The organism is Streptococcus mitis, assembly GCF_002096735.1.
Taxonomy (GTDB): domain Bacteria; phylum Bacillota; class Bacilli; order Lactobacillales; family Streptococcaceae; genus Streptococcus; species Streptococcus mitis_CZ.
The window spans coordinates 167,038-190,227 of record NZ_NCVC01000015.1; the positions used below are offsets into that span (position 1 = coordinate 167,038).

The 23,190-nt window shown below is 34.8% G+C and carries 19 protein-coding genes and 3 tRNA genes; 10 read left to right on the top strand and 12 right to left on the bottom strand.

What is annotated here, in order from left to right; genetic code table 11:
• Positions 1 to 22: 22 nt before the first annotated feature.
• Positions 23 to 1,306 (bottom strand): EF-P 5-aminopentanol modification-associated protein YfmH, encoded by a 1,284-nt coding sequence (gene yfmH, locus B7703_RS05200; RefSeq protein ID WP_084923894.1) that lies wholly within the window; start codon positions 1,304 to 1,306, stop codon positions 23 to 25.
• Positions 1,303 to 2,553, bottom strand: coding sequence for an EF-P 5-aminopentanol modification-associated protein YfmF (gene yfmF / locus B7703_RS05205; RefSeq protein WP_084923895.1), 1,251 nt, complete (start codon positions 2,551 to 2,553; stop codon positions 1,303 to 1,305). The genes yfmH and yfmF overlap by 4 nt, the downstream gene beginning before the upstream one ends.
• Before the next feature lie 158 nt (positions 2,554 to 2,711).
• On the opposite strand from yfmF, the gene yaaA reads away from it, so the two are divergent.
• Both yaaA and recF read left to right on the top strand, forming a co-directional pair.
• Positions 2,712 to 3,080, top strand: coding sequence for a S4 domain-containing protein YaaA (gene yaaA / locus B7703_RS05210; protein ID WP_084923897.1), 369 nt, complete (start codon positions 2,712 to 2,714; stop codon positions 3,078 to 3,080).
• A 2-nt stretch (positions 3,081 to 3,082) separates the two neighbouring features.
• Positions 3,083 to 4,180 (top strand): DNA replication/repair protein RecF, encoded by a 1,098-nt coding sequence (recF, locus tag B7703_RS05215; protein ID WP_084923899.1) that lies wholly within the window; start codon positions 3,083 to 3,085, stop codon positions 4,178 to 4,180.
• A 49-nt stretch (positions 4,181 to 4,229) separates the two neighbouring features.
• Here recF and guaB read toward each other — a convergent pair whose 3' ends face one another.
• Positions 4,230 to 5,708, bottom strand: coding sequence for an IMP dehydrogenase (guaB, locus tag B7703_RS05220; protein WP_000073435.1), 1,479 nt, complete (start codon positions 5,706 to 5,708; stop codon positions 4,230 to 4,232).
• A gap of 151 nt (positions 5,709 to 5,859) precedes the next feature.
• Positions 5,860 to 6,885: a tryptophan--tRNA ligase gene (gene trpS, locus B7703_RS05225; protein WP_000594923.1), complete on the bottom strand. Its 1,026-nt coding sequence runs from the start codon at positions 6,883 to 6,885 to the stop codon at positions 5,860 to 5,862.
• A gap of 205 nt (positions 6,886 to 7,090) precedes the next feature.
• Here trpS and B7703_RS05230 point away from each other — a divergent pair, with 205 nt between their 5' ends.
• Both B7703_RS05230 and B7703_RS05235 read left to right on the top strand, forming a co-directional pair.
• A complete protein-coding gene (locus B7703_RS05230; RefSeq protein ID WP_000958782.1) occupies positions 7,091 to 8,713 on the top strand; it encodes an ATP-binding cassette domain-containing protein in 1,623 nt (540 codons plus the stop codon).
• Positions 8,714 to 8,774: 61 nt separating this feature from the next.
• The gene (locus B7703_RS05235; RefSeq protein ID WP_084923900.1) at positions 8,775 to 11,318 is read left to right on the top strand and encodes a YfhO family protein; all 2,544 of its coding nucleotides are present in this window, start codon (positions 8,775 to 8,777) and stop codon (positions 11,316 to 11,318) included.
• A 29-nt stretch (positions 11,319 to 11,347) separates the two neighbouring features.
• Here the strand turns inward: B7703_RS05235 and B7703_RS05240 are convergent, their stop codons facing one another.
• Positions 11,348 to 13,990 (bottom strand): YhgE/Pip domain-containing protein, encoded by a 2,643-nt coding sequence (locus B7703_RS05240; protein ID WP_084923902.1) that lies wholly within the window; start codon positions 13,988 to 13,990, stop codon positions 11,348 to 11,350.
• Positions 13,991 to 14,117: 127 nt separating this feature from the next.
• Between B7703_RS05240 and B7703_RS05245 the strand changes: the two genes are divergently transcribed.
• Positions 14,118 to 14,660 carry a TetR/AcrR family transcriptional regulator gene (locus B7703_RS05245; RefSeq protein WP_001158273.1) on the top strand — a complete coding sequence of 181 codons (543 nt, stop codon included), beginning with the start codon at positions 14,118 to 14,120 and terminating at the stop codon, positions 14,658 to 14,660.
• A 40-nt stretch (positions 14,661 to 14,700) separates the two neighbouring features.
• Here the strand turns inward: B7703_RS05245 and B7703_RS05250 are convergent.
• The 7 genes from B7703_RS05250 to rlmH all read right to left on the bottom strand — a co-directional run bounded on the left by B7703_RS05250 (position 14,701) and on the right by rlmH (position 17,873).
• Positions 14,701 to 14,774, bottom strand: a tRNA-Asn gene (locus tag B7703_RS05250).
• Positions 14,775 to 14,779: 5 nt separating this feature from the next.
• A tRNA-Glu gene (locus tag B7703_RS05255) sits at positions 14,780 to 14,851 on the bottom strand.
• Between the two features lie 51 nt (positions 14,852 to 14,902).
• Positions 14,903 to 15,655 carry a competence system response regulator transcription factor ComE gene (gene comE, locus B7703_RS05260; RefSeq protein WP_000866073.1) on the bottom strand — a complete coding sequence of 251 codons (753 nt, stop codon included), beginning with the start codon at positions 15,653 to 15,655 and terminating at the stop codon, positions 14,903 to 14,905.
• Positions 15,652 to 16,977, bottom strand: a complete 1,326-nt coding sequence (comD, locus tag B7703_RS05265; protein WP_084923904.1) for a competence system sensor histidine kinase ComD — start codon at positions 16,975 to 16,977, stop codon at positions 15,652 to 15,654. Before comD ends, comE begins: the two co-directional genes overlap by 4 nt.
• A 12-nt stretch (positions 16,978 to 16,989) precedes the next feature.
• Positions 16,990 to 17,112, bottom strand: a complete 123-nt coding sequence (gene comC / locus B7703_RS05270) for a competence-stimulating peptide ComC (RefSeq protein WP_060627323.1) — start codon at positions 17,110 to 17,112, stop codon at positions 16,990 to 16,992.
• A gap of 164 nt (positions 17,113 to 17,276) precedes the next feature.
• Positions 17,277 to 17,350, bottom strand: a tRNA-Arg gene (locus tag B7703_RS05275).
• Between the two features lie 43 nt (positions 17,351 to 17,393).
• Complete coding sequence (gene rlmH / locus B7703_RS05280) at positions 17,394 to 17,873, bottom strand: 23S rRNA (pseudouridine(1915)-N(3))-methyltransferase RlmH (RefSeq protein ID WP_060627322.1); 480 nt, start codon at positions 17,871 to 17,873, stop codon at positions 17,394 to 17,396.
• A 183-nt stretch (positions 17,874 to 18,056) separates the two neighbouring features.
• Here rlmH and htrA point away from each other — a divergent pair, with 183 nt between their 5' ends.
• The 5 genes from htrA (at position 18,057) to B7703_RS05305 (ending at position 23,182) form a co-directional block, all read left to right on the top strand.
• Positions 18,057 to 19,238, top strand: a complete 1,182-nt coding sequence (htrA, locus tag B7703_RS05285) for a serine protease HtrA (RefSeq protein WP_060627321.1) — start codon at positions 18,057 to 18,059, stop codon at positions 19,236 to 19,238.
• Positions 19,239 to 19,295: 57 nt separating this feature from the next.
• Positions 19,296 to 20,054, top strand: a complete 759-nt coding sequence (locus B7703_RS05290) for a ParB/RepB/Spo0J family partition protein (protein WP_060627320.1) — start codon at positions 19,296 to 19,298, stop codon at positions 20,052 to 20,054.
• 212 nt (positions 20,055 to 20,266) lie between these two features.
• Positions 20,267 to 21,628 (top strand): chromosomal replication initiator protein DnaA, encoded by a 1,362-nt coding sequence (dnaA, locus tag B7703_RS05295; RefSeq protein WP_060627319.1) that lies wholly within the window; start codon positions 20,267 to 20,269, stop codon positions 21,626 to 21,628.
• A gap of 158 nt (positions 21,629 to 21,786) precedes the next feature.
• Positions 21,787 to 22,923 carry a DNA polymerase III subunit beta gene (gene dnaN / locus B7703_RS05300; RefSeq protein WP_060627318.1) on the top strand — a complete coding sequence of 379 codons (1,137 nt, stop codon included), beginning with the start codon at positions 21,787 to 21,789 and terminating at the stop codon, positions 22,921 to 22,923.
• A 64-nt stretch (positions 22,924 to 22,987) separates the two neighbouring features.
• Complete coding sequence (locus B7703_RS05305) at positions 22,988 to 23,182, top strand: DUF951 domain-containing protein (RefSeq protein ID WP_000285186.1); 195 nt, start codon at positions 22,988 to 22,990, stop codon at positions 23,180 to 23,182.
• Positions 23,183 to 23,190: the final 8 nt, after the last annotated feature.

The window sequence follows — 23,190 nt, forward strand, 5'->3', positions numbered from 1 at the left end:
TAGTGTCTATTATGATTAGTTACTATGATGGGAATATTGTAAAATCAACTATATCCCCTTCATCTATTAAGTGATGCCCTGCTTCAAGGACATCCTCTAAAGTAATTTCCTGTAAAATTTTCGGCAAATCAAAGATTGTCTCACCTTTTCCAAAAGCATCATATTGAGTTGCAATAAATTCAAGAGAGTTCATGCTACTGAAAAATTCTCCAAACATCTCTCTTTTGATAATATCTAAATGATCCTCTGTAATATCTAAATCCTTTGTAAAATTACGAATGGCCTTCCTAAACTGATGAGATAAAGCAACTGGCTCTTTTGTATCCATTGTCAACATAACAAAATGAAAGCGACTTGTAACTTCAACTTCAAGAGATAAGGAAGCATCTATTTTACCTGATTCATATAGTTTTTGAAAACGATCCGAAGTCCAACCAAACATCATTGCAAATAATAATTTTAATAAAATATGATGTCGATAGCAATCATCCTCAGCAACTTTTCTCCTACCTCTAATCCCAATCGCTAGTTTAGGAGAAGACACTTCCATTCTCATACTGTCTGTTTGCTTTACATCTTTTAAAACAAACTTTTCTCTTGCTACTTCCTGAACATCTAAATCTTTCAGTTCTTTGCTTTCAAAATAGTCCTGTACTTGTTCCACATCAAAATTACCAACTAAAAACAGAGACATATTTACAGGTTTGTAAAACATTGTAAAGTTTTCTTGCAAATTAGTTAGATTTATTTGGGCAATGGATTCCTCACTTCCAACTATATCAGTTGCTAAAGGTGTGCCAGGATACAAATTCGCTAGAGTTGAAAAGAATAAACACGAATCTGGATCATCTTGATACATTTCCCTTTCTTGCTGGATAATATCCTGCTCTCTTAAAATGGAATCTTCAGTAAAATGTACTGATGTTACCAATTCATCAAGTAAGTCTAAATTTTCTAAAAAATGATCCGTTGCTGAAAAAAGATAACTTGTTTTTGTAAAGCTTGTAAAGGCATTGCTATCCGCACCTAGACTCGTAAAAGCTGACATCAAATCGCTAGCATCTTCTCTCTCAAATAATTTATGTTCAAGGAAATGAGCAATTCCTTCAGGATATTCTTTTACATCTCCGTCAACTTCTGTGACAAGCGTATCTACCGAACCAAACTGAACAGTGACACTCCCGTAAACCTCTTTAAATTCCTTTTTAGGCAAAAGAGCAACTGTCAATCCATTTGACAAACGAGTTCGATAAACCATTTCTTTTACAGCTGGATAGTATTTTTCTTCAAAAACAACCTTTGTCATTCTATTCCTTCCATAAAGTAAATCGCCTGTAGTTTCACATTATTAGCTGCTCTACAAATAGCATCTTTGTCAACTTGCTCGAGTTTTGAAATCCAACCTTTAAAATCTGCTGAAGATTTTCCAAATAAGGCATTTTGATAAGCACGTTCAATCAATGAACTTTGATTATCTTGAGAAAGTAATAAAGACCGACGAATCATTTCCTTGGTCTGCTCTAACTCAAGCTCTGTAAAATAACCTTTTTTAAAATCAAGCAGTTGATTATTCATCATTTTACGAGCCTGATTCCGATTTTCTCGATCAATGCCAGCATACATCCTCAAGAATCCACTAAACAAATCAAGCTGACTTGAAATAGTATAAGCCAATCCAGCATTTTCACGGACATTTGTAAATAGTTTAGAGTGAGCAAATCCACCAAGTAAACCATTCATTACAATCATGGGTAAATGTTGCTCATCACCATATTCAGAAGGGCAATGATAACCTAATTCCAAAATGGATTGTCCCACATTTTTTCGAACCATACCTTCCTGAAGAATATTGGAATACGGTTGACAATACTGAACCGTCACATCTCCTTCTCGACCTTTAAAGCCAAATGATTCTAATACATTTTGAATTTCGACCTCATTAAAATTACCTAGGAAAAAGAAATCTATTCGATCATTGGCCAAAAATTCTTGGAAACAAGAATAAGAACTTTGTGGAGTTTCAGCTAAAATACGATTTCGTAAATCACTATATTCCAATCTGAGACGTTCATCATGAAAAAATAATTTATCTAATTCTTTATGTGCGAAATAAAAAGAATCATCCATATCAGCTGCTAAACTTGCTAGCAATTGCTTTTTCTCAATTTCAAATAAGGACGGATCAAATCCATTATCAACTAGTATGGGTGAAAAAAGAGTTTCTTTTACAAGTTCTAAAACCTTAGAAGTTAGAACATTTTTCCTACTTAAAAACTCATCACGAACATAGGTAAATGTCAATTCTACAATATGACTTTGCCCTCTTCTAAAACAATTGGTTGACATATCTGTACCGTATAGACTGGCTAAATGTCTTCTCAAATCTTGAGAAGTGGGATACATCTGATTAGCAGTCTCTAGCATACTCGCACTCAACATGCGACCTGCAATCGTATCGAGGGATAATGGAGCGGTAAAACGCACGGCGATTTTGTTCGTTTTAAACTTTTTTGATTGGATAAAATGTGTTGAAATTCCATGCACTAACTCCATGATTTACCTCCTTATATACAGACTTCTATTATATCACGAAAACCTGAAATTTTCTTGTTCTCTGTAACACTTTTGAAATAAAAATCGCTTACATTACTCCTTGTTTCTCTCACTATTTTTAAGAAAATATGGTATAATACCAAAGATTGAGGTGAATTATGGAATACAAATTATTTGAAGAATTTATTACCCTCCAAGCACTACTCAAAGAACTTGGAATTACACATAGCGGAGGAGCTATCAAATCATTTCTCTCTGAACATTCTGTTTACTTTAATGGGGAATTAGAGAATCGTCGTGGTAAAAAAATTCGTATTGGTGATAAGGTTGACATCCCTGACATGAATATTGACATCTTGTTGACACAACCTACTTCTGAAGAACAGGATGAATACCAAGATGATAAAGTTGAAAAAGAACGAATCGCTAAACTCGTCAAAGAGATGAATAAGGGAGTAAAAAAATACAAATCGAAACCTGCTTCATCACCAAAAAGCAAACAAGCTCCACGATTCCCTGGTAGATAATCATGTGGCTACAACACCTATCTCTCAAAAATTTTCGTAACTACAAAGAGACGAAAATAGACTTTAATCCTAAATTAAATGTCTTTTTAGGACGCAATGCACAAGGTAAAACAAATATGTTAGAGGCTATCTATTTTTTAGCCTTAACTCGTAGTCATCGAACTCGAACAGATAAAAATCTCATTCATTTTGATGAGGAACAACTTCATCTTTCAGGTCTTGTTCAGAAAAAAACTGGATCTATTCCCCTCGAAATCGAACTAACACAAAAAGGCCGTGTGACAAAAGTGAATCACTTAAAACAGGCACGACTTTCAGATTACGTAGGACACATGAATGTTGTCTTATTTGCTCCTGAAGATTTACAACTAATTAAAGGAGCACCTTCGGTTCGACGAAAATTCATTGATATGGAGCTTGGACAAATTAAGCCCATCTATCTATCAGATTTAACCAATTATAACCATATCCTTAAGCAAAGAAATACCTATTTAAAATCAGCTCAAAAAATAGATGAAACCTTCCTTTCAGTACTAGATGATCAGCTAGTCGATTATGGATGTCGTGTAATGAATCACCGCTTAGATTTTATAAAAAAACTAGAGCATTTTGGCCGTAAGAAACATTTTGAACTTTCTAATCAGATTGAAGAGTTGTCAATATCCTATCAATCTTCTGTAAAGCCAACTGACAAAGAAAACTTATCAGAATCTTTCAAAATTGCTTTAGAAAAAAGTAGGTCCAGAGATTTATTTAAAAAGAATACTGGTGTTGGGCCTCATCGAGATGATATTTCTTTTTATATAAATGCGATAGATGCTAGTTTCGGAAGTCAAGGCCAACATCGTAGTCTCGTCCTTTCTATAAAATTAGCAGAAATCGAGTTAATGGAAAGTATTACTACAGAATCTCCGATATTATTGCTTGACGATGTTATGAGTGAACTTGACAACACTAGACAACTAAAATTATTAGAAACGATTTCTCATTCAATCCAAACCTTTATCACAACAACAAGCTTAGATCATCTTCAAAATCTACCAGAAAATCTAAGTATTTTCACTATTCAAGATGGTAAAGTTATTGTAAATAAAAATTGACAATATTGTAAAAGAACTCCTGTTTTTGCAGGAGTTCTTTTTATTTCTTTTACATAGAATAATTTGGTGCCTCATTCGTAATTTGTACATCATGAGGATGGCTTTCTTTCAAACCAGCACCAGACATTTCAATAAATTGAGCATTATCGTGTAGTTCTTTAAGGTTAGCTGCACCACAGTAACCCATACCAGAGCGAATACCACCAATCATTTGGAAGACAATATCAGCTGCCGCTCCTTTATAAGCAACACGACCTTCAATTCCTTCTGGAACAAGTTTGTTTGCTTCATTGACAGAACCTTGGAAGTAACGATCGCTTGAACCTTTCTTCATTGCTGCGATTGAACCCATACCACGGTAAGTCTTGAATTTACGTCCCTGGAAGATTTCAGTTTCGCCTGGAGCTTCATCAGTTCCAGCAAACATTGATCCAAGCATAACTGCATTTCCACCTGCAGCAAGGGCTTTTACAATATCTCCAGAATACTTGATTCCACCGTCAGCAATGATCGTTTTACCATATTCACGCGCAACAGCTGCAGCATCATAGATAGCTGTTACTTGCGGAACACCGACACCAGCAATCACACGAGTAGTACAGATAGAACCTGGTCCAATACCAACCTTAACAACGTCTACACCCGCTTCATAAAGTGCGCGTGCACCCTCAGCTGTTGCAATATTTCCAGCAATCAAAGTACGATCTTGGAAGTGAGCACGAATCTCAGCAATTTTACGCAAGACACCTGCAGAATGACCATGTGCAGTATCAATAACAATCGCATCCGCTCCTGCTTCAAAAAGAGCCTCTGCACGTTCAAATGTATCTGAAGTAACACCTACTGCACCTGCAACTAGTAGACGACCAAACTCATCTTTAGCAGCATTTGGAAACTCAATAACTTTTTCAATATCTTTGATAGTAATCAAACCAGAAAGACGACCTGCTTCATCTACCAAAGGAAGCTTTTCAATACGGTGTTCTTGAAGAATACTCTCAGCTGTTGCAAGATCTGTACCCACAGGAGCAGTAACAAGATTTTCACTGGTCATATGATTTGAGATTGGTTGGTTATAGTCTGAAATAAAACGAAGATCTCGGTTTGTCAAAATACCAACCAATTTACGATTTTCAAGTGTTTCAACAACTGGAACACCACTGATTCGGTAACGACCCATAAGATCATCTGCTTCAGCAATTGTATGTTCAGGCGTCAAGAAGAACGGATCAATAATAACTCCATTTTCAGAACGTTTTACCTTACGAACCTCCTCTGCTTGTTGAGCAATTGACATGTTTTTATGGATAACTCCGAGACCGCCTGCACGAGCAATAGCAATGGCCATTTGACTCTCTGTAACTGTGTCCATGGCAGCGGTAATAATTGGGATATTTAAAGTCAAATTATCTGCCAATTTAGTTGTTAAATCTGCATCGTTAGGCAACACATGACTTTCAGCTGGAATAAGCAATACATCATCAAAGGTAAAACCTTTTTTCAAAAATTTAGTGTCCCAATTAGACATTCGAAGTTTCCTCTTTTCTTTCTTTTTGAGCTTGACTCTTTTTATATTGTATCTATCATACCATTCTATAAAAATTTGTCAAATGTTACAGGGGTAAATAAAAAACTATCTTTTCTTTGAGATAGAAATGATAGTTTCTTGTAAAATAAACTTATTTGAAGTAATGAAGTCCCATTGCCCCTTTAACCTCAGATAGGGTTTGACCCGCAACTTCACGCGCTCTTTCACTACCTTTTTGAAGCATATTATAAACTTCTCCCATATCCTTAGCAAATTCAATACGGCGCTCACGAATAGGACCCAGTTCACGTTCTAATATTTCAAGTAGATAACGCTTGGTCTTCACATCACCAAGACCACCTCGTTGATAATGTTCTTTCATGTCAGCAATTTCTTGAGCATCTTCTGGACGACCAAAAACATCTAGATAATGGAAAACCATATTTCCCTCAATCTTACCTGGATCTTCCACCCGAATATGATCTGGATCTGTATACATACTCATCACTTTTTTACGCAAAGTATCCGCATCATCAGCTAAATAAATACCATTATTGAGTGATTTAGACATTTTAGCATTTCCATCTAAACCAGGCAAACGCCCTGCTCTCTCATTTTCTGGATAAATACCTTCCGGCTCTACCAAGACATCACAGTTATATGCGTTGTTAAAAGAGCGAACAATTTCACGAGTTTGCTCAATCATTGGTTTCTGATCTGTCCCAACAGGAACATAATTAGCCTTGAAAGCTGTGATGTCAGCTGCTTGAGCAATTGGATAGACTAAGAATCCTGTCGGAATACTCTCTCCAAAGCCTTTCTGAGCAATTTCTGTCTTGACTGTTGGATTGCGCTCCAAACGTGCTAATGAAACTAGATTCATATAGTACATAGATAGTTCAGCCAATTCTGGAATTTGGCTTTGAATAAAAATAGTTGATTTACTCGGATCCAATCCAACTGCAAGATAATCCAAAGCAACATTTCCGATAGACTCTACAATTGTTTGAGGGTCTTTAGCATGATCTGTCAAAGCTTGTTGGTCAGCCAAGAACACAAACATATCATACTTATCCTCTTCCTGTAATAAAACTCTATTTTTGAGACTTCCAACATAATGTCCAATATGCAATTTTCCTGTTGGACGGTCTCCTGTTAAAATAATGGGTTTAATCATTTTATTCTCCTCCGATATAGTCCTTTCAATTATAGCATTTTTTTAATGAAATAACCGTAATTTATCAAAATAAATCAGTCTTGCTATTTACGGATTCGTGTAAAGTATATTGTAAATCTAATTTACACAAAATTGACAGATAAAAATTTGAATATTTCCGTATTTTCTAGTAGAATAAATATATTACACATATAGGAGAAAAACATTGCTTACAGTATCTGATGTTTCACTACGTTTTAGTGATCGCAAACTTTTTGATGATGTCAATATCAAATTTACAGAAGGAAATACTTACGGATTAATCGGTGCTAATGGTGCCGGAAAATCAACCTTTTTAAAAATTTTAGCTGGAGATATTGAACCTACTACTGGTCACATCTCTCTTGGTCCAGATGAACGTCTCTCTGTTCTTCGTCAAAATCACTTTGACTATGAAGACGAACGTGCCATTGATGTCGTTATCATGGGAAATGAAAAACTTTATAGCATCATGAAGGAGAAAGATGCCATCTACATGAAGGAAAATTTCTCAGATGAGGATGGAGTGCGTGCTGCCGAACTCGAAGGAGAGTTTGCCGAGCTTGGAGGTTGGGAAGCAGAAAGTGAAGCCTCTCAACTCCTTCAAAACCTAAACATTCCAGAAGAATTGCACTATCAAAACATGAGCGAATTGGCCAACGGTGAAAAAGTAAAAGTTCTCCTTGCCAAAGCACTTTTTGGTAAACCAGATGTGCTTCTATTGGACGAGCCTACCAACGGTTTGGACATCCAATCGATTACTTGGTTAGAAGACTTCTTGATTGACTTTGATAACACAGTTATCGTAGTATCCCACGACCGTCACTTCTTAAACAAAGTATGTACTCACATGGCCGACCTTGACTTTGGAAAAATCAAACTCTATGTCGGAAACTATGACTTCTGGAAGGAATCTTCTGAACTCGCTGCTAAATTGCTAGCAGACCGTAATGCCAAAGCAGAAGAAAAAATTAAACAATTGCAAGAGTTCGTTGCTCGTTTCTCTGCCAATGCTTCTAAATCAAGACAAGCAACATCACGTAAGAAAATGCTTGATAAGATTGAACTAGAAGAAATTGTTCCATCTAGTCGTAAATATCCATTTATCAACTTTAAAGCGGAACGTGAGATTGGTAATGATCTCTTGACAGTAGAAAATCTAACTGTAAAGATTGATGGTGAGACTATTTTAGATAATATCAGCTTTATCTTGCGTCCAGGTGATAAGACAGCTCTTATTGGTCAAAATGACATCCAAACGACTGCATTAATTCGTGCAATAATGGGGGACATTGACTATGAAGGAACTGTCAAGTGGGGAGTAACTACTAGCCGTTCTTACTTGCCAAAAGATAACTCGGCAGATTTTGCAGGAGGAGAGTCAATCCTTGACTGGTTGCGTCAATTCGCAAGTAAAGAAGAAGATGACAATACTTTCCTACGTGGTTTCCTCGGCCGTATGCTCTTCTCTGGAGATGAAGTTAACAAACCTGTAAATGTCTTGTCAGGGGGAGAAAAAGTTCGTGTCATGCTTTCAAAACTAATGCTCTTAAAATCAAATGTCCTTGTACTTGATGATCCAACAAATCACTTGGACTTGGAATCTATCTCAAGCTTGAACGATGGATTGAAAAACTTCAAAGAATCAATCATCTTTGCCAGTCATGACCACGAGTTCATTCAAACTCTAGCTAACCATATCATTGTCTTATCTAAAAATGGCGTCATCGATCGTATTGATGAAACCTACGATGAATTCCTAGAAAATGCAGAAGTACAAGCAAAAGTAAAAGAACTTTGGAAAGACTAAATAAAACTTCAAAACTCAGTTGGGGTAACCAGCTGAGTTTTCTAACATTTTATGAGGTAACATGAAATTATTTTTTAAAACATATTGGACCTATTTTGTTTCTTTCATCATTCCCATAATCATTATGATAGGAGTATATCTATCTCAAGGTATCTACTGGAATAGCGACAACTCTCCTCTATTAGGAGATGGCTTTCATCAATACGTTATTTTTGATATAGCTCTAAGAAATATCCTACATGGAAATGGTAGTCTGTTTTACACCTTTACAAGTGGTCTCGGATTAAATTTCTATGCCCTATCTAGTTATTACTTGGGAAGTTTCCTTTCACCTCTAGTTTACTTTTTTGATCTAACTAATATGCCAGATGCTGTCTATCTGACAACTCTCTTAAAATTTGGATTGATTAGTTTGTCAACCTTCTTTAGTTTAAATAAATTATTTAAAAATGTCCCTCAAACTTTAAAACTAGCCTTATCCACTTCTTATGCTCTGATGAGCTTTACCATTAGTCAGTTAGAGATAAAAACCTGGCTAGATGTTTTTATCTTGATTCCTTTAATTATAACTGGTTTACATCTACTGATAACTGAAAAGAAATTCTCATTATACTTTACAAGTCTGTCAATCTTATTTATCCAAAACTATTATTTTGGCCATATGACAGCATTGTTTCTTATTTTCTGGTATCTCTGTCAAATTTCTTGGGACTTTAAAACTCGAAAATCATCTTTTCTTGATTTCATAATCACCTCCGTTTTAGCTGGTATGGCTAGTTTGATTCTGACTCTTCCTACTCTATTTGATTTACAGACACATGGGGAAAAATTAACTGGAATTACAAAGTTTCAAACTGAAAGTAGCTGGTATCTTGATCTCTTTGCTAAACAATTCATTGGTTCCTTTGACACAACAAAGTATGGGGCCATCCCAATGATTTTTGTTGGACTACTTCCCTTTATTTTGACCATTTTATTTTTTACGCTGAAATCTATTAAGTTTCACGTGAAACTTATCTATGCAATCTTCTTTGCATTTCTAATTGCAAGCTTTTATATAGAAGCTCTTGATTTATTTTGGCAAGGTATGCATACTCCAAATATGTTTTTACATCGCTATTCTTGGATTTTCTCTACCTTGTTAATTTACACAGCAGCGGAAGTCTTAAAGCGTCTGAAAGAACTTAAAGTCTGGAATTTTTTAGTTTCACTTTTTCTTCTAGTAACAGGGGTTTTAACTACCATCTATCTAAAATCGCATTATTCTTTTTTAACAGATTTGAATATTCTACTTACTCTTGAATTTTTGGTTGTCTATTCGCTTTTACTCCTTGCAGTTATCAAAAAGTTTATCTCTGTAAAACTGTTTGCCATTCTAATCTCTTTATTTATAATGGTTGAAATAAGTTTAAATGCTTCATCTCAAATGGACGGAATTGCTAAAGAATGGGGCTTTGCTTCTCGAAGTGCATATAATCGAGATATCCCAGCTATGGAATCTTTCTCAATATATATTGGAAATCAATTTACTCGTACTGAAAAACTACAAACTCAGACAGGAAATGACAGTATGAAATTCAACTACAATGGAATCTCTCAATTTTCATCTGTTCGAAATCGTTCAGCAAGCTCTACTTTGGATAAACTTGGGTTTAAATCCTCTGGGACCAATCTCAATCTCCGTTATGCCAATAATAGTATTTTGGCTGATAGTTTATTTGGCATCCAGTACAATATCTCAGACAGTCCTATTGATAAGTATGGTTTTAAAGATATCTATCAAAAAGATAATCTTACCCTATATGAAAATCAATTCTCTCTTCCGATTGCCTTTGCTAGTCAATCTGTTTACAATGATGTCAAGTTCAATGAACATACCTTGGATAATCAGGCCTCGTTTTTAAATCAACTTGCTAACGTCAATTTTGATTATTTTTCTCCAATACCTTATGAAAAAACTGAAAATACTGATGATTTGATTAGTGTTACAAGTTCTTCAAATGAGGATGCAGAAATCCAGTATCAAATTGAGGTTCCCGAAAACAGTCAAGTTTATCTTTCTTTCATAAACCTTCACTTTTCTAATGACAAACAAAAAAAAGTTGACATCCTTGTAAATGGAGAAAAGAAAACTTTTACAACTGATAATGTCTTCTCCTTCTTTAATCTAGGCTATACAAAAGAGAAAAAGACTTTCAATATCAATGTTAGTTTCCCTGAAAATTTACAAGTATCATTTGAATCTCCTACCTTCTATCGTTTAGATACCCAAACTTTAACTGAGGCAATTCAAAAAATCAAAGAACAGCCTGTAACAGTATCAACTTCTAAAAACAAGGTTTTTGCTACATATGATGTCCAACAAGATACATCTATTTTCTTCACCATTCCTTATGACAAAGGTTGGTCTGCCTACCAAGATGGTAAGAAAATAGAAATTAAACAAGCTCAAACTGGTTTTATGAAAGTTGATATTCCTAAAGGGAAAGGAACTATTACACTTTCCTTTATTCCCAATGGTTTTATTACTGGAGCAATTTGTTCCTTTACTTCTCTCTTACTATTTGGAACCTATAATCACAGACGAAAGTCATCTAAGGCATAAAAAATCGACCAATTAATCGGTCGATTTTTTTAATCTTCTTCCATTTTCTTAGGTTGATAGGCTAGCATACCTAAACCAATAAATAGAGCTAGTATCACGGCAAGGAAAATGACTTGATGATGAATATTTCCTGTCATAGAGATTGTTTGTCGTAATCCCGAAACTGAATAACTCATTGGTAACCAGGGATTAATAGCTCTAAAGAAATCATTTGTCAAAGCAAGTGGGTAAGTACCTGCACTTGATGCCAACTGTAATAAAAGCAAAATAAGAGAGAAGAAAGCTCCTATACGGCTATTCCATGTTGTTAAAGCGGTCACCATGGACATGAATACTAAACTTGTTAGGATAATGAGAATAAATGTTCTCATCTCATGATTTGCAGTTAGACCAATAATATGAACTCCTCCATATACCAAAATTCCTGCCAAAACAGCTATAATACCATTTATTTCTGCTCGAGATTTCAACCAAGCCCAACGACTCTCTGGATGACGTCCTGAAGGCAACTTCGCAAATATCATATTCGTTGATATTGCTGCAACAAAGAGAGCAACTGATATCATATAAGGAGCCATTGCAATTCCATTTACAGGAACTTGGTCATTGTCAGTTTTGGAGAGACTGAGAGGATTTGACAAAATCTCTGCATTTTGAGATTCCGTAGATGCTGATTTGAGTTGATCACTAGCATTACTTAGTCCTTGTCCTAAAGAAGCAACTCCTGTCTGTAAACCTTCCAATCCAGAAGTTAACTTTGTTCCACCTTCTGCAAGTTTCCCAGATCCATCTGCCAATTTATTAGCTCCACTTTCTAATTGAGAAGCACCTGAAATTAACTGACTGGATTTGTCAGATAGTTGGCTAGATCCTGACTGCAATTTATCAACTCCTGCTATCAATTCTTGACTCTTTTGATTCAATTGGTTGGAGCCAGTTGATAATTTTTCAATACCAGACACTAATTCTGGAGTTTTTTCAACTAATTGACCAACTCCTGCTGTCAAGTTAGAAGATTTTTGTGTCAAGGTAGTTGAGCCTGAAACTAATTGGTTCAAACTACCTGTCAAGGTGGAATTCTTTTCACTTAGTTGACTTGCACCTTGAGAAACTTTATCAACACCCGCAGTATATGCATTTACCCCCGATGTAATCGACTGACTAGCAGGAACTAATTTACTAGTCACTGCTCCCTGTATTTCTGTTAATCCACTTGACAATCCTGTCAAAGAAGTAGAAGCAATAGGTAATACTTGATTAGCTTGATTTTTTAATGTCGAAAGATTAGAAGACTGATTTTGTAAGTTTTCCAAACTTCCCTGTAAACCTTGAGCTAAAGCTACAATTGACTGTGCTGATTGAATACTATCAGTCGAATTTTGAGATACAGAAGCACTTATTTCAGCTTGTTGCTCACTTGTCAAAGATTGATAAGCTGCTGTCGATTGAATATTGGCTAATGTAGTCGCTTTATCAGACTGAGCACTTGCTAACATTTGATTAGAAAGAGATACTATACTTGATAAAATAGAATCTAATTGTTTTGTATCTCCAACATCAATATTTTGAATAGCTTGATTTAACTGATTTAGACCAGAAGATAATTGATTAATTTGATCTTTTTGCTCAGACGAAGCATCTAACTTGCTAGAAAGTTGTTGAATTCCTTCACTTAATTGCTCCACCCCCATTCGAAGTGTAGCTGATTGATTAGATAACTGATTAGCACCTGTTGCAAGACTTCCCACTCCATTGGTGTAGGCACTAACACCAGATGAAAATTGATTAAGACCAGCATTGAGCCGAGAAACACCGCCAGTATAGGACTCTACACCAGTATATAGTTGATTGATTCCTCCTACTAATTCAGGACTTTTAGAAGATAATTGACCTAATCCGCTATCTAATTGACTCACTGCACCAGTATATGTAACTAAACCACTATTAAAATTTCCTAATCCAAGATGAAGTTGTTCAACACCAGAGACATAAGAGGATAATCCTTTAGTAAACTGCTCCGTTCCATTTGAAAATGTTAAACTTGAATCTGCTAAAGAGTGTAGGTTAGTAGTTAATGTTTGACTTCCTGCCACTAACTGATTCGCTCCATCAGTTAGTTTTTCACTACCAGACGCTGCTTGACTCATACCATCCTTTAAATCGACCATCTTGTTAAAGAAAGCTTTAGTATAAGTCTCGGTTACATTGGTAGAAACACTCTGCTTTAATTGTGTCATAGCAGAATCGCTCATCTTGCTGGCAATAAAACTATGGCCACTTGAAGTCTGATAATCGATTTGCATTTGCTCAGGGTGATCCGTTAAAATAGAAGCTGCTTTTTCAGACAAGTCACTTGGCAAAGTGACTACCATATAATAATCACCGTTTTCTAGACCCTTCTTACCTTCTTCTTCATCTACAAAATGAAAATCCAATGATTTATTTTGCTCTAAATTAGACACCATGTCTTTTCCTATAGACATGCTATTACCATTATAAGAGGCCTCTTTATCATTATTGACAACTGCCACAGGTAAGTCAGACACTTGACCATATGGATCCCACATTGAGGATAGAAATATGATATTGTACAGAGCGGGAATAAGAGAAATCCCTATCATGACAATAATAAAAGTTGGTTTTTTAAAAATTGCTTTCCATTCTTTAAACATAGTTTCTCCTTTTTTAAACATATTGTCTAAAATTTTGATATAATAGATTATACAATAAAAAATCTAAATTACAAGATAAAAAATCCATTTTTAGACATATAGTCTAATTTGTTTATAAGGAGAAAATATGCAAGAAAGTAACAAACGCTTAAAAACAAAGCGAACTATTGAAAATGCTATGGTACAATTACTGATGGAACAACCATTTGATCAAATTTCTACTGTCAAGTTAGCAGAAAAAGCCGGAATTAGTCGTTCCAGCTTCTATACGCACTATAAGGATAAGTATGATATGATTGAGCACTATCAAAGCAAGCTATTCCATACATTTGAATATATTTTTCAAAAACATGCTCATCACAAAAAAGATGCTATTTTAGAAGTATTTGAATATCTAGAGTCAGAACCACTTCTGGCTGCCCTTCTTTCTGAAAATGGGACTAAAGAAATCCAAAATTTCTTAAGAAATAAACTTCATATCATGCTCAGCACAGATTTACAAAAACGCTTTATGCAACTGAATCTCAATACCACTGAATTAGAATATAGTAGCATCTATCTAACTCACGCACTTTTTGGTGTCTGCCAAACTTGGATTGCACATGGAAAAAAAGAAAGTCCTCAAGAAATAACAGACTTCCTTATGAAAATGCTTGGTGATACAAATTGATACAAAAAGAGGAACACAGTTGTGTTCCCTTTTACCTATACTCCGCCAGTAGGACTCGAACCTACGACATCATGATTAACAGTCATGCGCTACTACCAACTGAGCTATGGCGGATAAAATAGTCCGTACGGGATTCGAACCCGTGTTACCGCCGTGAAAAGGCGGTGTCTTAACCCCTTGACCAACGGACCTTCTATCTGTAGCAGATATAACCATTATATCAATTTCTTGCTAATTGTCAATTACTTTTGAGATTTTTTCTCTAGAATATCTTTCAATTTTCTAATTTTTAATCTTGAAATAGGACAACGATGATCTTCATAGAAAACAATTTCTAGGTTTTTTCGATCAATTTCTCTAATATTGCCTATATTTACCAAAAATGACTTATGAGGAGAATAAAATCGTTGGGTATGTTTGTCCTTTTCCTGAATATCTGTCATTGTTCCATAGAACTCTTTGGCAAAATTCTTACCAATAATGCGCAATTTATGAGAAACTCCTGTCGTTTCAATATACAGAATGTCATGGTAAGGAATTTTTAAATCATTTCCCTTGTAATTGTAGTCAAAATAATCTACCACATCTTCATTTTCAAGTAACATACTCTTCGTGTAGAAGATATTTTGCTCAATTCTCTTCTTAAACAACTCATCATTGATATCCTTATCAACAAAATCTAAGGCTGATACCTGGTATTTATAAGTTAGAGTCGCAAACTCTGATCGACTGGTGATAAAGACGATAATAGCATAAGGATTGTGGTGACGAATAAACTGGGCAACTTCAAACCCTTTTTTCTCAATTCCATGAATATCAATATCTAGAAAATAAAGCTGGTTTACTTCGTCGTTTTCAATATATTCCTTGAACTCACGAACTTTTCCTGTTGTCTTGTATGATATTGGAATATTCGATTCTTTCGAAATTTCATCCAATATTCTTTCTAGTCTCACTTGATGTTCAATAACATCTTCTAAAATTAAAACTTTCATTCAAATTCCCTCTTAAATCTAATAATTTGTCTAAATGTACTGCCTTCCATCTCTGTTTCTAAAATAATATTGTTGTACTTATCTAGTAGTTCTTTCACATTATTTAATCCTACCCCGCGATTTCTTCCTTTAGTGGAGAATCCTAATGCAAATAGATCTCCTGAAGGAATCATCGTCATTTTACATGAATTCTGAATCACAATCACTGTTTCAGTTTCCATCTTAATAACTGCTACTTCCATCTGCTTTTTATAACTATCAGCCGATCCTTCGACAGCATTGTTCAATAAAACGCTCATGATACGAACCAAATCCAATAATTCAATTGGGAGCTTGGTAATCGTATCTTTTACTTCCAGTGTAAACTCTACACCATTATTTCGAGCATAGACAATGGACTGAGCAACCAAACTTCGTAAAGCTGAATCTTCTATATTGTTTAAATCAAAGTAAGTGTACTTATCTGAACGCAATTTGTGATTTGCTTTGACCAAAACTTCATTGTAAACTCTGTCAATTTCCTGTAAATCACCACTGTCAATTGCCATTTGCATACTGACAAGCATCCCAGCATAATCATGTCGAAAACCACGGATTTCATTATACAGACCGACAATTTCATCTGTATAATTCTGTAAATGTTTCTGTTCAAATTTCTTCTGCTTCAAAGCAATCTCTTTCTCCATTTGAACTTTATGAGAATTCATTGCAAAGAAGGTCAAAAGTAAAGAGATAAAGACAATAGATGATAAAATACTTCCAAAGCTATTCAAATGTTTAATCGTACTTACCATATTTGAAACGAAAGATACAATATGGAGCAGTAGTAAAGCAAAAAATACTTTTTTCAAGAAAGGATAAAGGTAGTCCTTGTCAAAATAGGCTAGTTCCAAATGGAAATAATGAATGATTGTTACGATAACGACATAAGTCAATACCGTTACAACGAAAAAGAATAGGCCATAATATTGTAAAACAAAATTGTCTCCTGTTATAGAGGAGAACGTTACGGACAGAAAGTTATGAGTGCTCTCATATAAAAGAGATAGTAGTAAACTTAGGAATAGTCCTCTATCCCTCTCATACTGTTTAATCCATCGAAAATAGGAATATAAGCCCAAAGGAAATAAAAATCTTGCAATCCCTAACCCATCTAAATTTAGAAGATAGAAGGGAAGGCCAAGTACTACTTCTACTAGTAATGTATAAGCACCAAAAAAGAATAATTCTTTTCTATTTATTTGACCTTTACAAATTAAATGGTAACTGTGACTAATAATAAAAAAATATAATATAAAATCTACTACTAAGAAAAAATTCATTCTGCTACTCCTTTATATTCTTCTTAAGAAATTAAAGAAATTATTATTTGATTTCCTCATCTCCCCACCTTGAATCTTTTGCAAGTCTTTTTCCTTCAAGGCTACAAACTGTTCCAATTTAACTGTGTTTTTCATAATAAAATCTCCTCAATGTTTTTTTCTTGTAAGCTAACTTACAAAAACTATTATACAAAATGGAATTTCGTTTTAGATAAAATTCTCTCAACTGTCATTTTTTTCTCCCAAAGTGTACTTTTTTAAGAAAAAAGCCGGGAAAATTCCCAGCTTTGCTATTATATTGATCCCAGCAGGATTCGAACCTGCGACCGTTCGCTTAGAAGGCGAATGCTCTATCCAGCTGAGCTATGAGACCTAATACAATTATTCTACCAAAAATTCAATTGAAAGTCAATTTTCTATTTATGATAGGGCGAGCCCTGCTGTATTGTAAAAGCCCGATAGATTTGTTCAACAAGGACTAGTCTCATTAACTGATGGGGCAAGGTTAAACGGCCAAAACTAACAGAGAGATTGGCTCTCTTTTTTACATCCTGTGCTAATCCCAGACTCCCCCCAATAATAAATGTAAGAGTAGAAAATCCTTTTATAGAAGCTTCTTCTAGCTGCTTACTAAATTCTTCTGAGGAGAAAGTTCTCCCTTCGATAGCCAACACAATCACGAAATCACGGTCACCAACTTTTGATAAAATTCTCTGACCTTCTATTTCTAAAATCTTTTGATTTTCTGATTCACTGGCCTTATCTGGTGTTTTTTCATCTGCTAGCTCTATCATTTCAAGCTTAGCAAATCGAGAAATTCGTTTTGAATACTCTGCAATACCATCTTTTAAATACTTTTCTTTCAGTTTCCCAACTGTTACAACTTTAATTTTCATGACTCTATTCTAACATATTCTCTATTTTTTCACATCTTATTCACAAAATAAAAGGTTAATTTTAGCCGAGAAAACCACAGATTTTTGAAAGTTATCCACAATCTGTGAAAAACTTTTTGTGTTTAAGTTATAATTAAGTTAGTCAGTTTATACTTTCAGTAATTCAAAAATATGGAGGCAAATATGAAACATTTAAAAACATTTTACAAAAAAGGGTTTCAATTATTAGTCGTTATCGTCATTAGCTTTATTAGTGGAGCCTTGGGTAGCTTTTCAATAAACCAACTAACTCAAAAAAGTACTGTAAGTACCTCTAACAACAATAGTACTATTACACAGACTGCCTATAAGAATGAAAATTCAACAACACAGGCTGTTAACAAAGTAAAAGATGCTGTTGTTTCAGTTATTACTTATTCAGCAAACAGACAAAATAGCGTATTTGGTAATGATGATACTGACACAGATTCTCAGCAGATCTCTAGTGAAGGATCTGGGGTTATTTATAAAAAGAATGATAAAGAAGCTTATATTGTCACCAATAATCACGTTATAAATGGCGCCAGCAAAGTAGATATTCGTTTGTCAGATGGAACTAAAGTACCTGGAGAAATCGTCGGAGCTGATACTTTCTCTGATATTGCTGTCGTCAAAATCTCTTCAGAAAAAGTGACAACAGTAGCTGAATTTGGTGATTCTAGTAAGCTAACCGTAGGAGAAACTGCTATTGCCATTGGTAGCCCGTTAGGTTCTGAATATGCTAATACTGTCACTCAAGGTATCGTATCTAGTCTTAATCGAAATGTGTCCTTAAAATCTGAAGATGGACAAGCCATTTCTACAAAAGCCATCCAAACTGATACTGCTATTAACCCAGGTAACTCTGGTGGTCCACTAATCAATATTCAAGGACAGGTTATCGGAATTACCTCAAGTAAAATTGCCACAAATGGAGGAACATCTGTAGAAGGTCTTGGTTTTGCAATCCCTGCAAATGATGCTATCAATATTATTGAACAGTTAGAAAAGAACGGAAAAGTAACGCGTCCAGCTTTGGGAATTCAAATGGTCAATCTCTCAAATATTAATACAAGTGATATTAGAAGACTGAATATTCCAAGCAATGTAACATCTGGTGTAGTTGTTCGTTCTGTGCAGAGCAATATGCCTGCCAATGGTCACCTTGAAAAATACGATGTTATTACAAAAATAGATGATAAGGAGATTGCTTCATCAACAGATTTACAAAGTGCTCTTTACAATCATTCTATCGGAGACACCATTAAGATAACTTACTATCGTAACGGTAAAGAAGAAACTACATCTATTAAACTTGACAAGAGTTCAGGTGATTTAGAATCTTAATTGACATCTATGTAAAGAAAGCTTTACATAAGTGAAAAGATGTGTTAGTGTAGAATCATGGAAAAATTTGAAATGATTTCTATCACAGATATACAAAAAAATCCCTATCAACCTCGAAAAGAATTTGATGGAGAAAAACTACATGAACTAGCACAGTCTATCAAAGAAAATGGGGTCATTCAACCGATTATTGTTCGTCAATCTCCTGTTATTGGTTATGAAATCCTTGCAGGAGAGAGACGCTATCGGGCTTCACTTTTAGCTGGTCTAAGGTCTATCCCAGCTGTTGTTAAACAGCTTTCAGATCAAGAGATGATGGTCCAGTCCATCATTGAAAATTTGCAAAGAGAAAATTTAAATCCAATAGAAGAAGCACGCGCCTATGAATCTCTTGTAGAGAAAGGATTTACCCATGCTGAAATTGCAGATAAAATGGGCAAGTCTCGTCCTTATATCAGCAACTCTATTCGCTTGCTGTCCTTGCCAGAACAGATCCTCTCAGAAGTAGAAAATGGCAAACTATCACAAGCCCATGCGCGTTCTCTAGTTGGGTTAAATAAGGAACAACAAGACTATTTCTTTCAACGGATTATATATGAAGACATTTCTGTAAGGAAATTAGAATCTCTTCTGACAGAGAAAAAACAAAAGAAACTTCAAAAAACGAATCATTTCATACAAAATGAAGAAGAACAGTTAAAAAAACTACTCGGATTAGATATAGAAATAAAATTGTCTAAAAAAGACAATGGAAAAATTATTATTTCTTTTTCAAATCAAGAAGAATACAGTAGAATTATCAACAGCCTGAAATAAGGCTGTTCTTTTATTTTCTTATCTCACAAGGTTATCCACTATTTTTTCCAATAAAAAGCTTAATAAATCAATAGTTTCTGATTTTATCCCCAATCTGTGGATAATACTTGATAACATTGTGGATTATTTTTCACAGCTTGTGGAAAAATCTTTCTATCTATGGTAAAATAAGTCTAGCATTAAACTTTTAGATAGTAAAGGAGGAAAAAGAATTGAAAGAAAAACAATTTTGGAATCGTATATTAGAATTTGCACAAGAAAGACTGACTCGATCCATGTATGATTTCTATGCTATTCAAGCTGAACTCATTAAGGTAGAGGAAAATGTTGCCACTATATTTTTACCACGATCTGAAATGGAAATGGTCTGGGAAAAACAACTAAAAGATATCATTGTAGTAGCTGGTTTTGAGATTTATGATGCTGAAATAACTCCCCACTATATTTTTACCAAGCCTCAAGATACGATTATCCCACAAGTTGAAGAAGCTCCAAATTCAACTCTCTATGACTATAGTCCAAAGTTAGCATCTATTCCTTATTCGGATACTGGATTAAAAGAAAAGTATACCTTTGATAATTTTATCCAAGGGGATGGAAATGTTTGGGCAGTATCAGCCGCCTTAGCTGTCTCTGAAGATTTGGCCTTGACCTATAATCCTCTTTTTATCTATGGAGGACCTGGGCTTGGTAAGACTCACTTACTCAATGCCATTGGGAATGAGATTTTGAAAAATATTCCTGATGCGCGTGTGAAGTACATTCCTGCTGAAAGCTTTATAAACGACTTTCTTGAACACCTGAGACTGGGTGAAATGGATAAGTTCAAAAAAACCTACCGTAGCCTCGATCTCTTGTTAATTGATGATATTCAATCGCTGAGTGGAAAAAAAGTTGCAACTCAAGAAGAATTTTTTAATACTTTCAATGTTCTCCATAGCAATCAAAAACAAATTGTTCTGACTAGTGATCGTAGTCCTAAACACTTAGAAGGCCTTGAAGAAAGACTTGTCACGCGCTTTAGCTGGGGCTTGACGCAAAACATCACACCACCTGACTTTGAAACACGTATTGCCATTTTACAAAGTAAAACAGAGCATTTAGACTACCATTTCCAAAGTGATACCCTAGAATACCTAGCTGGCCAATTTGATTCAAACGTTCGAGAACTTGAAGGAGCAATCAACGACATCACTTTAATTGCCAGAGTGAAGAAGATTAAGGATATCACTATCGATATCGCTGCAGAAGCCATTAGAGCTCGCAAACAAGATGTTAGCCAAATGCTCATCATCCCAATTGATAAAATCCAAAATGAAGTTGGTAACTTTTATGGTGTCAGTGTCAAAGAAATGAAGGGAAGTAGACGCCTTCAAAATATTGTTTTAGCCCGTCAAGTAGCCATGTATTTATCTAGAGAACTAACAGATAATAGTCTTCCAAAAATTGGGAAGGAATTTGGTGGAAAAGACCATACAACAGTTATTCATGCCCATGCCAAAATTAAATCTTTGATTGATGAAGACGATAATTTACGTTTAGAAATTGAATCCATCAAAAAGAAAATTAAATAACTTGTGGATAACTTTTACTTTATTATCTTTTTTATCCACATTTTTTAAACAAGCCAAAAAACTTGATATGACTTGTTTAAAGTCTGTTTTCCACAGATTTCACAGACTCTATTATTACTATTATCCTTCTAATACTAAAAATAAATAAAGGAGAATCCATGATTCATTTTTCAATTAATAAAAATTTATTTCTACAAGCATTAAATATTACTAAGAGAGCTATTAGTTCTAAAAATGCCATTCCTATTTTATCAACTGTCAAAATTGACGTGACCAATGAAGGTGTTACTTTAATTGGTTCAAATGGTCAAATTTCAATTGAAAATTTTATTTCTCAAAAAAATGAAGATGCTGGTCTATTAATTACTTCTTTAGGTTCGATTCTTCTTGAAGCTTCTTTCTTCATCAATGTGGTATCTAGTCTACCTGATGTGACTCTTGATTTTAAAGAAATTGAACAAAATCAAATTGTTTTAACCAGTGGAAAATCAGAAATTACCCTAAAAGGAAAAGATAGCGAACAGTATCCACGAATCCAAGAAATTTCAGCAAGCACTCCTTTGGTTCTTGAAACAAAATTACTCAAGAAAATTATCAATGAAACAGCATTTGCTGCAAGTACACAAGAGAGTCGTCCAATTTTGACAGGTGTTCATTTTGTATTGAGTCAACACAAAGAGTTAAAAACAGTTGCAACAGACTCTCATCGTCTAAGCCAGAAAAAATTAACGCTTGAGAAAAATAGTGATGATTTTGATGTCGTGATTCCTAGCCGTTCTCTACGCGAATTTTCAGCGGTATTTACAGATGATATCGAAACTGTAGAGATTTTCTTTGCCAATAACCAAATCCTCTTTAGAAGCGAAAATATTAGCTTCTATACTCGTCTCCTCGAAGGAAACTATCCTGATACAGATCGTTTGATTCCAACAGACTTTAATACTACTATTACTTTTGATGTGGTAAACTTACGCCAGTCAATGGAACGTGCTCGTCTTTTATCAAGTGCTACTCAAAATGGTACTGTGAAACTTGAAATAAAAGATGGGGTTGTTAGCGCTCATGTTAACTCGCCAGAAGTTGGTAAAGTAAACGAAGAAATCGATACTGATCAGGTTACTGGTGAAGATTTGACAATTAGTTTCAACCCAACTTACTTGATTGATTCTCTTAAAGCTTTAAATAGCGAAAAAGTGACCATTAGTTTTATCTCAGCTGTTCGTCCATTTACTCTTGTGCCAGCAGACACTGATGAGGACTTCATGCAGCTCATTACACCAGTTCGTACAAATTAAGTGAAAGAGGTTGAGCCTGGCTCGCCTCTTTTATGATATAATCGAAAAAGAAAAGGAGAGTAGTATGTATCAAGTTGGAAATTTTGTTGAAATGAAAAAACCACATGCTTGCACAATCAAGTCAACAGGAAAAAAAGCTAATCGTTGGGAAATTACACGTGTAGGAGCAGATATCAAAATCAAATGTAGCAATTGTGACCATGTTGTCATGATGGGACGCTATGATTTTGATCGAAAAATGAATAAAATTATTGACTGAAAACCCTT

Coding starts and splice junctions, on each gene's coding strand:
- B7703_RS05305 (WP_000285186.1), top strand. CDS start 22,988: ATGTATCAAGTTGGAAATTTTGTTGAAATGAAAAAACCACATGCTTGC.
- B7703_RS05240 (WP_084923902.1), bottom strand. CDS start 13,990: ATGTTTAAAGAATGGAAAGCAATTTTTAAAAAACCAACTTTTATTATT.
- guaB (WP_000073435.1), bottom strand. CDS start 5,708: ATGTCTAATTGGGACACTAAATTTTTGAAAAAAGGTTTTACCTTTGAT.
- comE (WP_000866073.1), bottom strand. CDS start 15,655: ATGAAAGTTTTAATTTTAGAAGATGTTATTGAACATCAAGTGAGACTA.
- recF (WP_084923899.1), top strand. CDS start 3,083: ATGTGGCTACAACACCTATCTCTCAAAAATTTTCGTAACTACAAAGAG.
- yaaA (WP_084923897.1), top strand. CDS start 2,712: ATGGAATACAAATTATTTGAAGAATTTATTACCCTCCAAGCACTACTC.
- comD (WP_084923904.1), bottom strand. CDS start 16,977: ATGAATTTTTTCTTAGTAGTAGATTTTATATTATATTTTTTTATTATT.
- B7703_RS05245 (WP_001158273.1), top strand. CDS start 14,118: ATGCAAGAAAGTAACAAACGCTTAAAAACAAAGCGAACTATTGAAAAT.
- B7703_RS05235 (WP_084923900.1), top strand. CDS start 8,775: ATGAAATTATTTTTTAAAACATATTGGACCTATTTTGTTTCTTTCATC.
- htrA (WP_060627321.1), top strand. CDS start 18,057: ATGAAACATTTAAAAACATTTTACAAAAAAGGGTTTCAATTATTAGTC.
- B7703_RS05290 (WP_060627320.1), top strand. CDS start 19,296: ATGGAAAAATTTGAAATGATTTCTATCACAGATATACAAAAAAATCCC.
- trpS (WP_000594923.1), bottom strand. CDS start 6,885: ATGATTAAACCCATTATTTTAACAGGAGACCGTCCAACAGGAAAATTG.
- yfmF (WP_084923895.1), bottom strand. CDS start 2,553: ATGGAGTTAGTGCATGGAATTTCAACACATTTTATCCAATCAAAAAAG.
- comC (WP_060627323.1), bottom strand. CDS start 17,112: ATGAAAAACACAGTTAAATTGGAACAGTTTGTAGCCTTGAAGGAAAAA.
- dnaN (WP_060627318.1), top strand. CDS start 21,787: ATGATTCATTTTTCAATTAATAAAAATTTATTTCTACAAGCATTAAAT.
- yfmH (WP_084923894.1), bottom strand. CDS start 1,306: ATGACAAAGGTTGTTTTTGAAGAAAAATACTATCCAGCTGTAAAAGAA.
- rlmH (WP_060627322.1), bottom strand. CDS start 17,873: ATGAAAATTAAAGTTGTAACAGTTGGGAAACTGAAAGAAAAGTATTTA.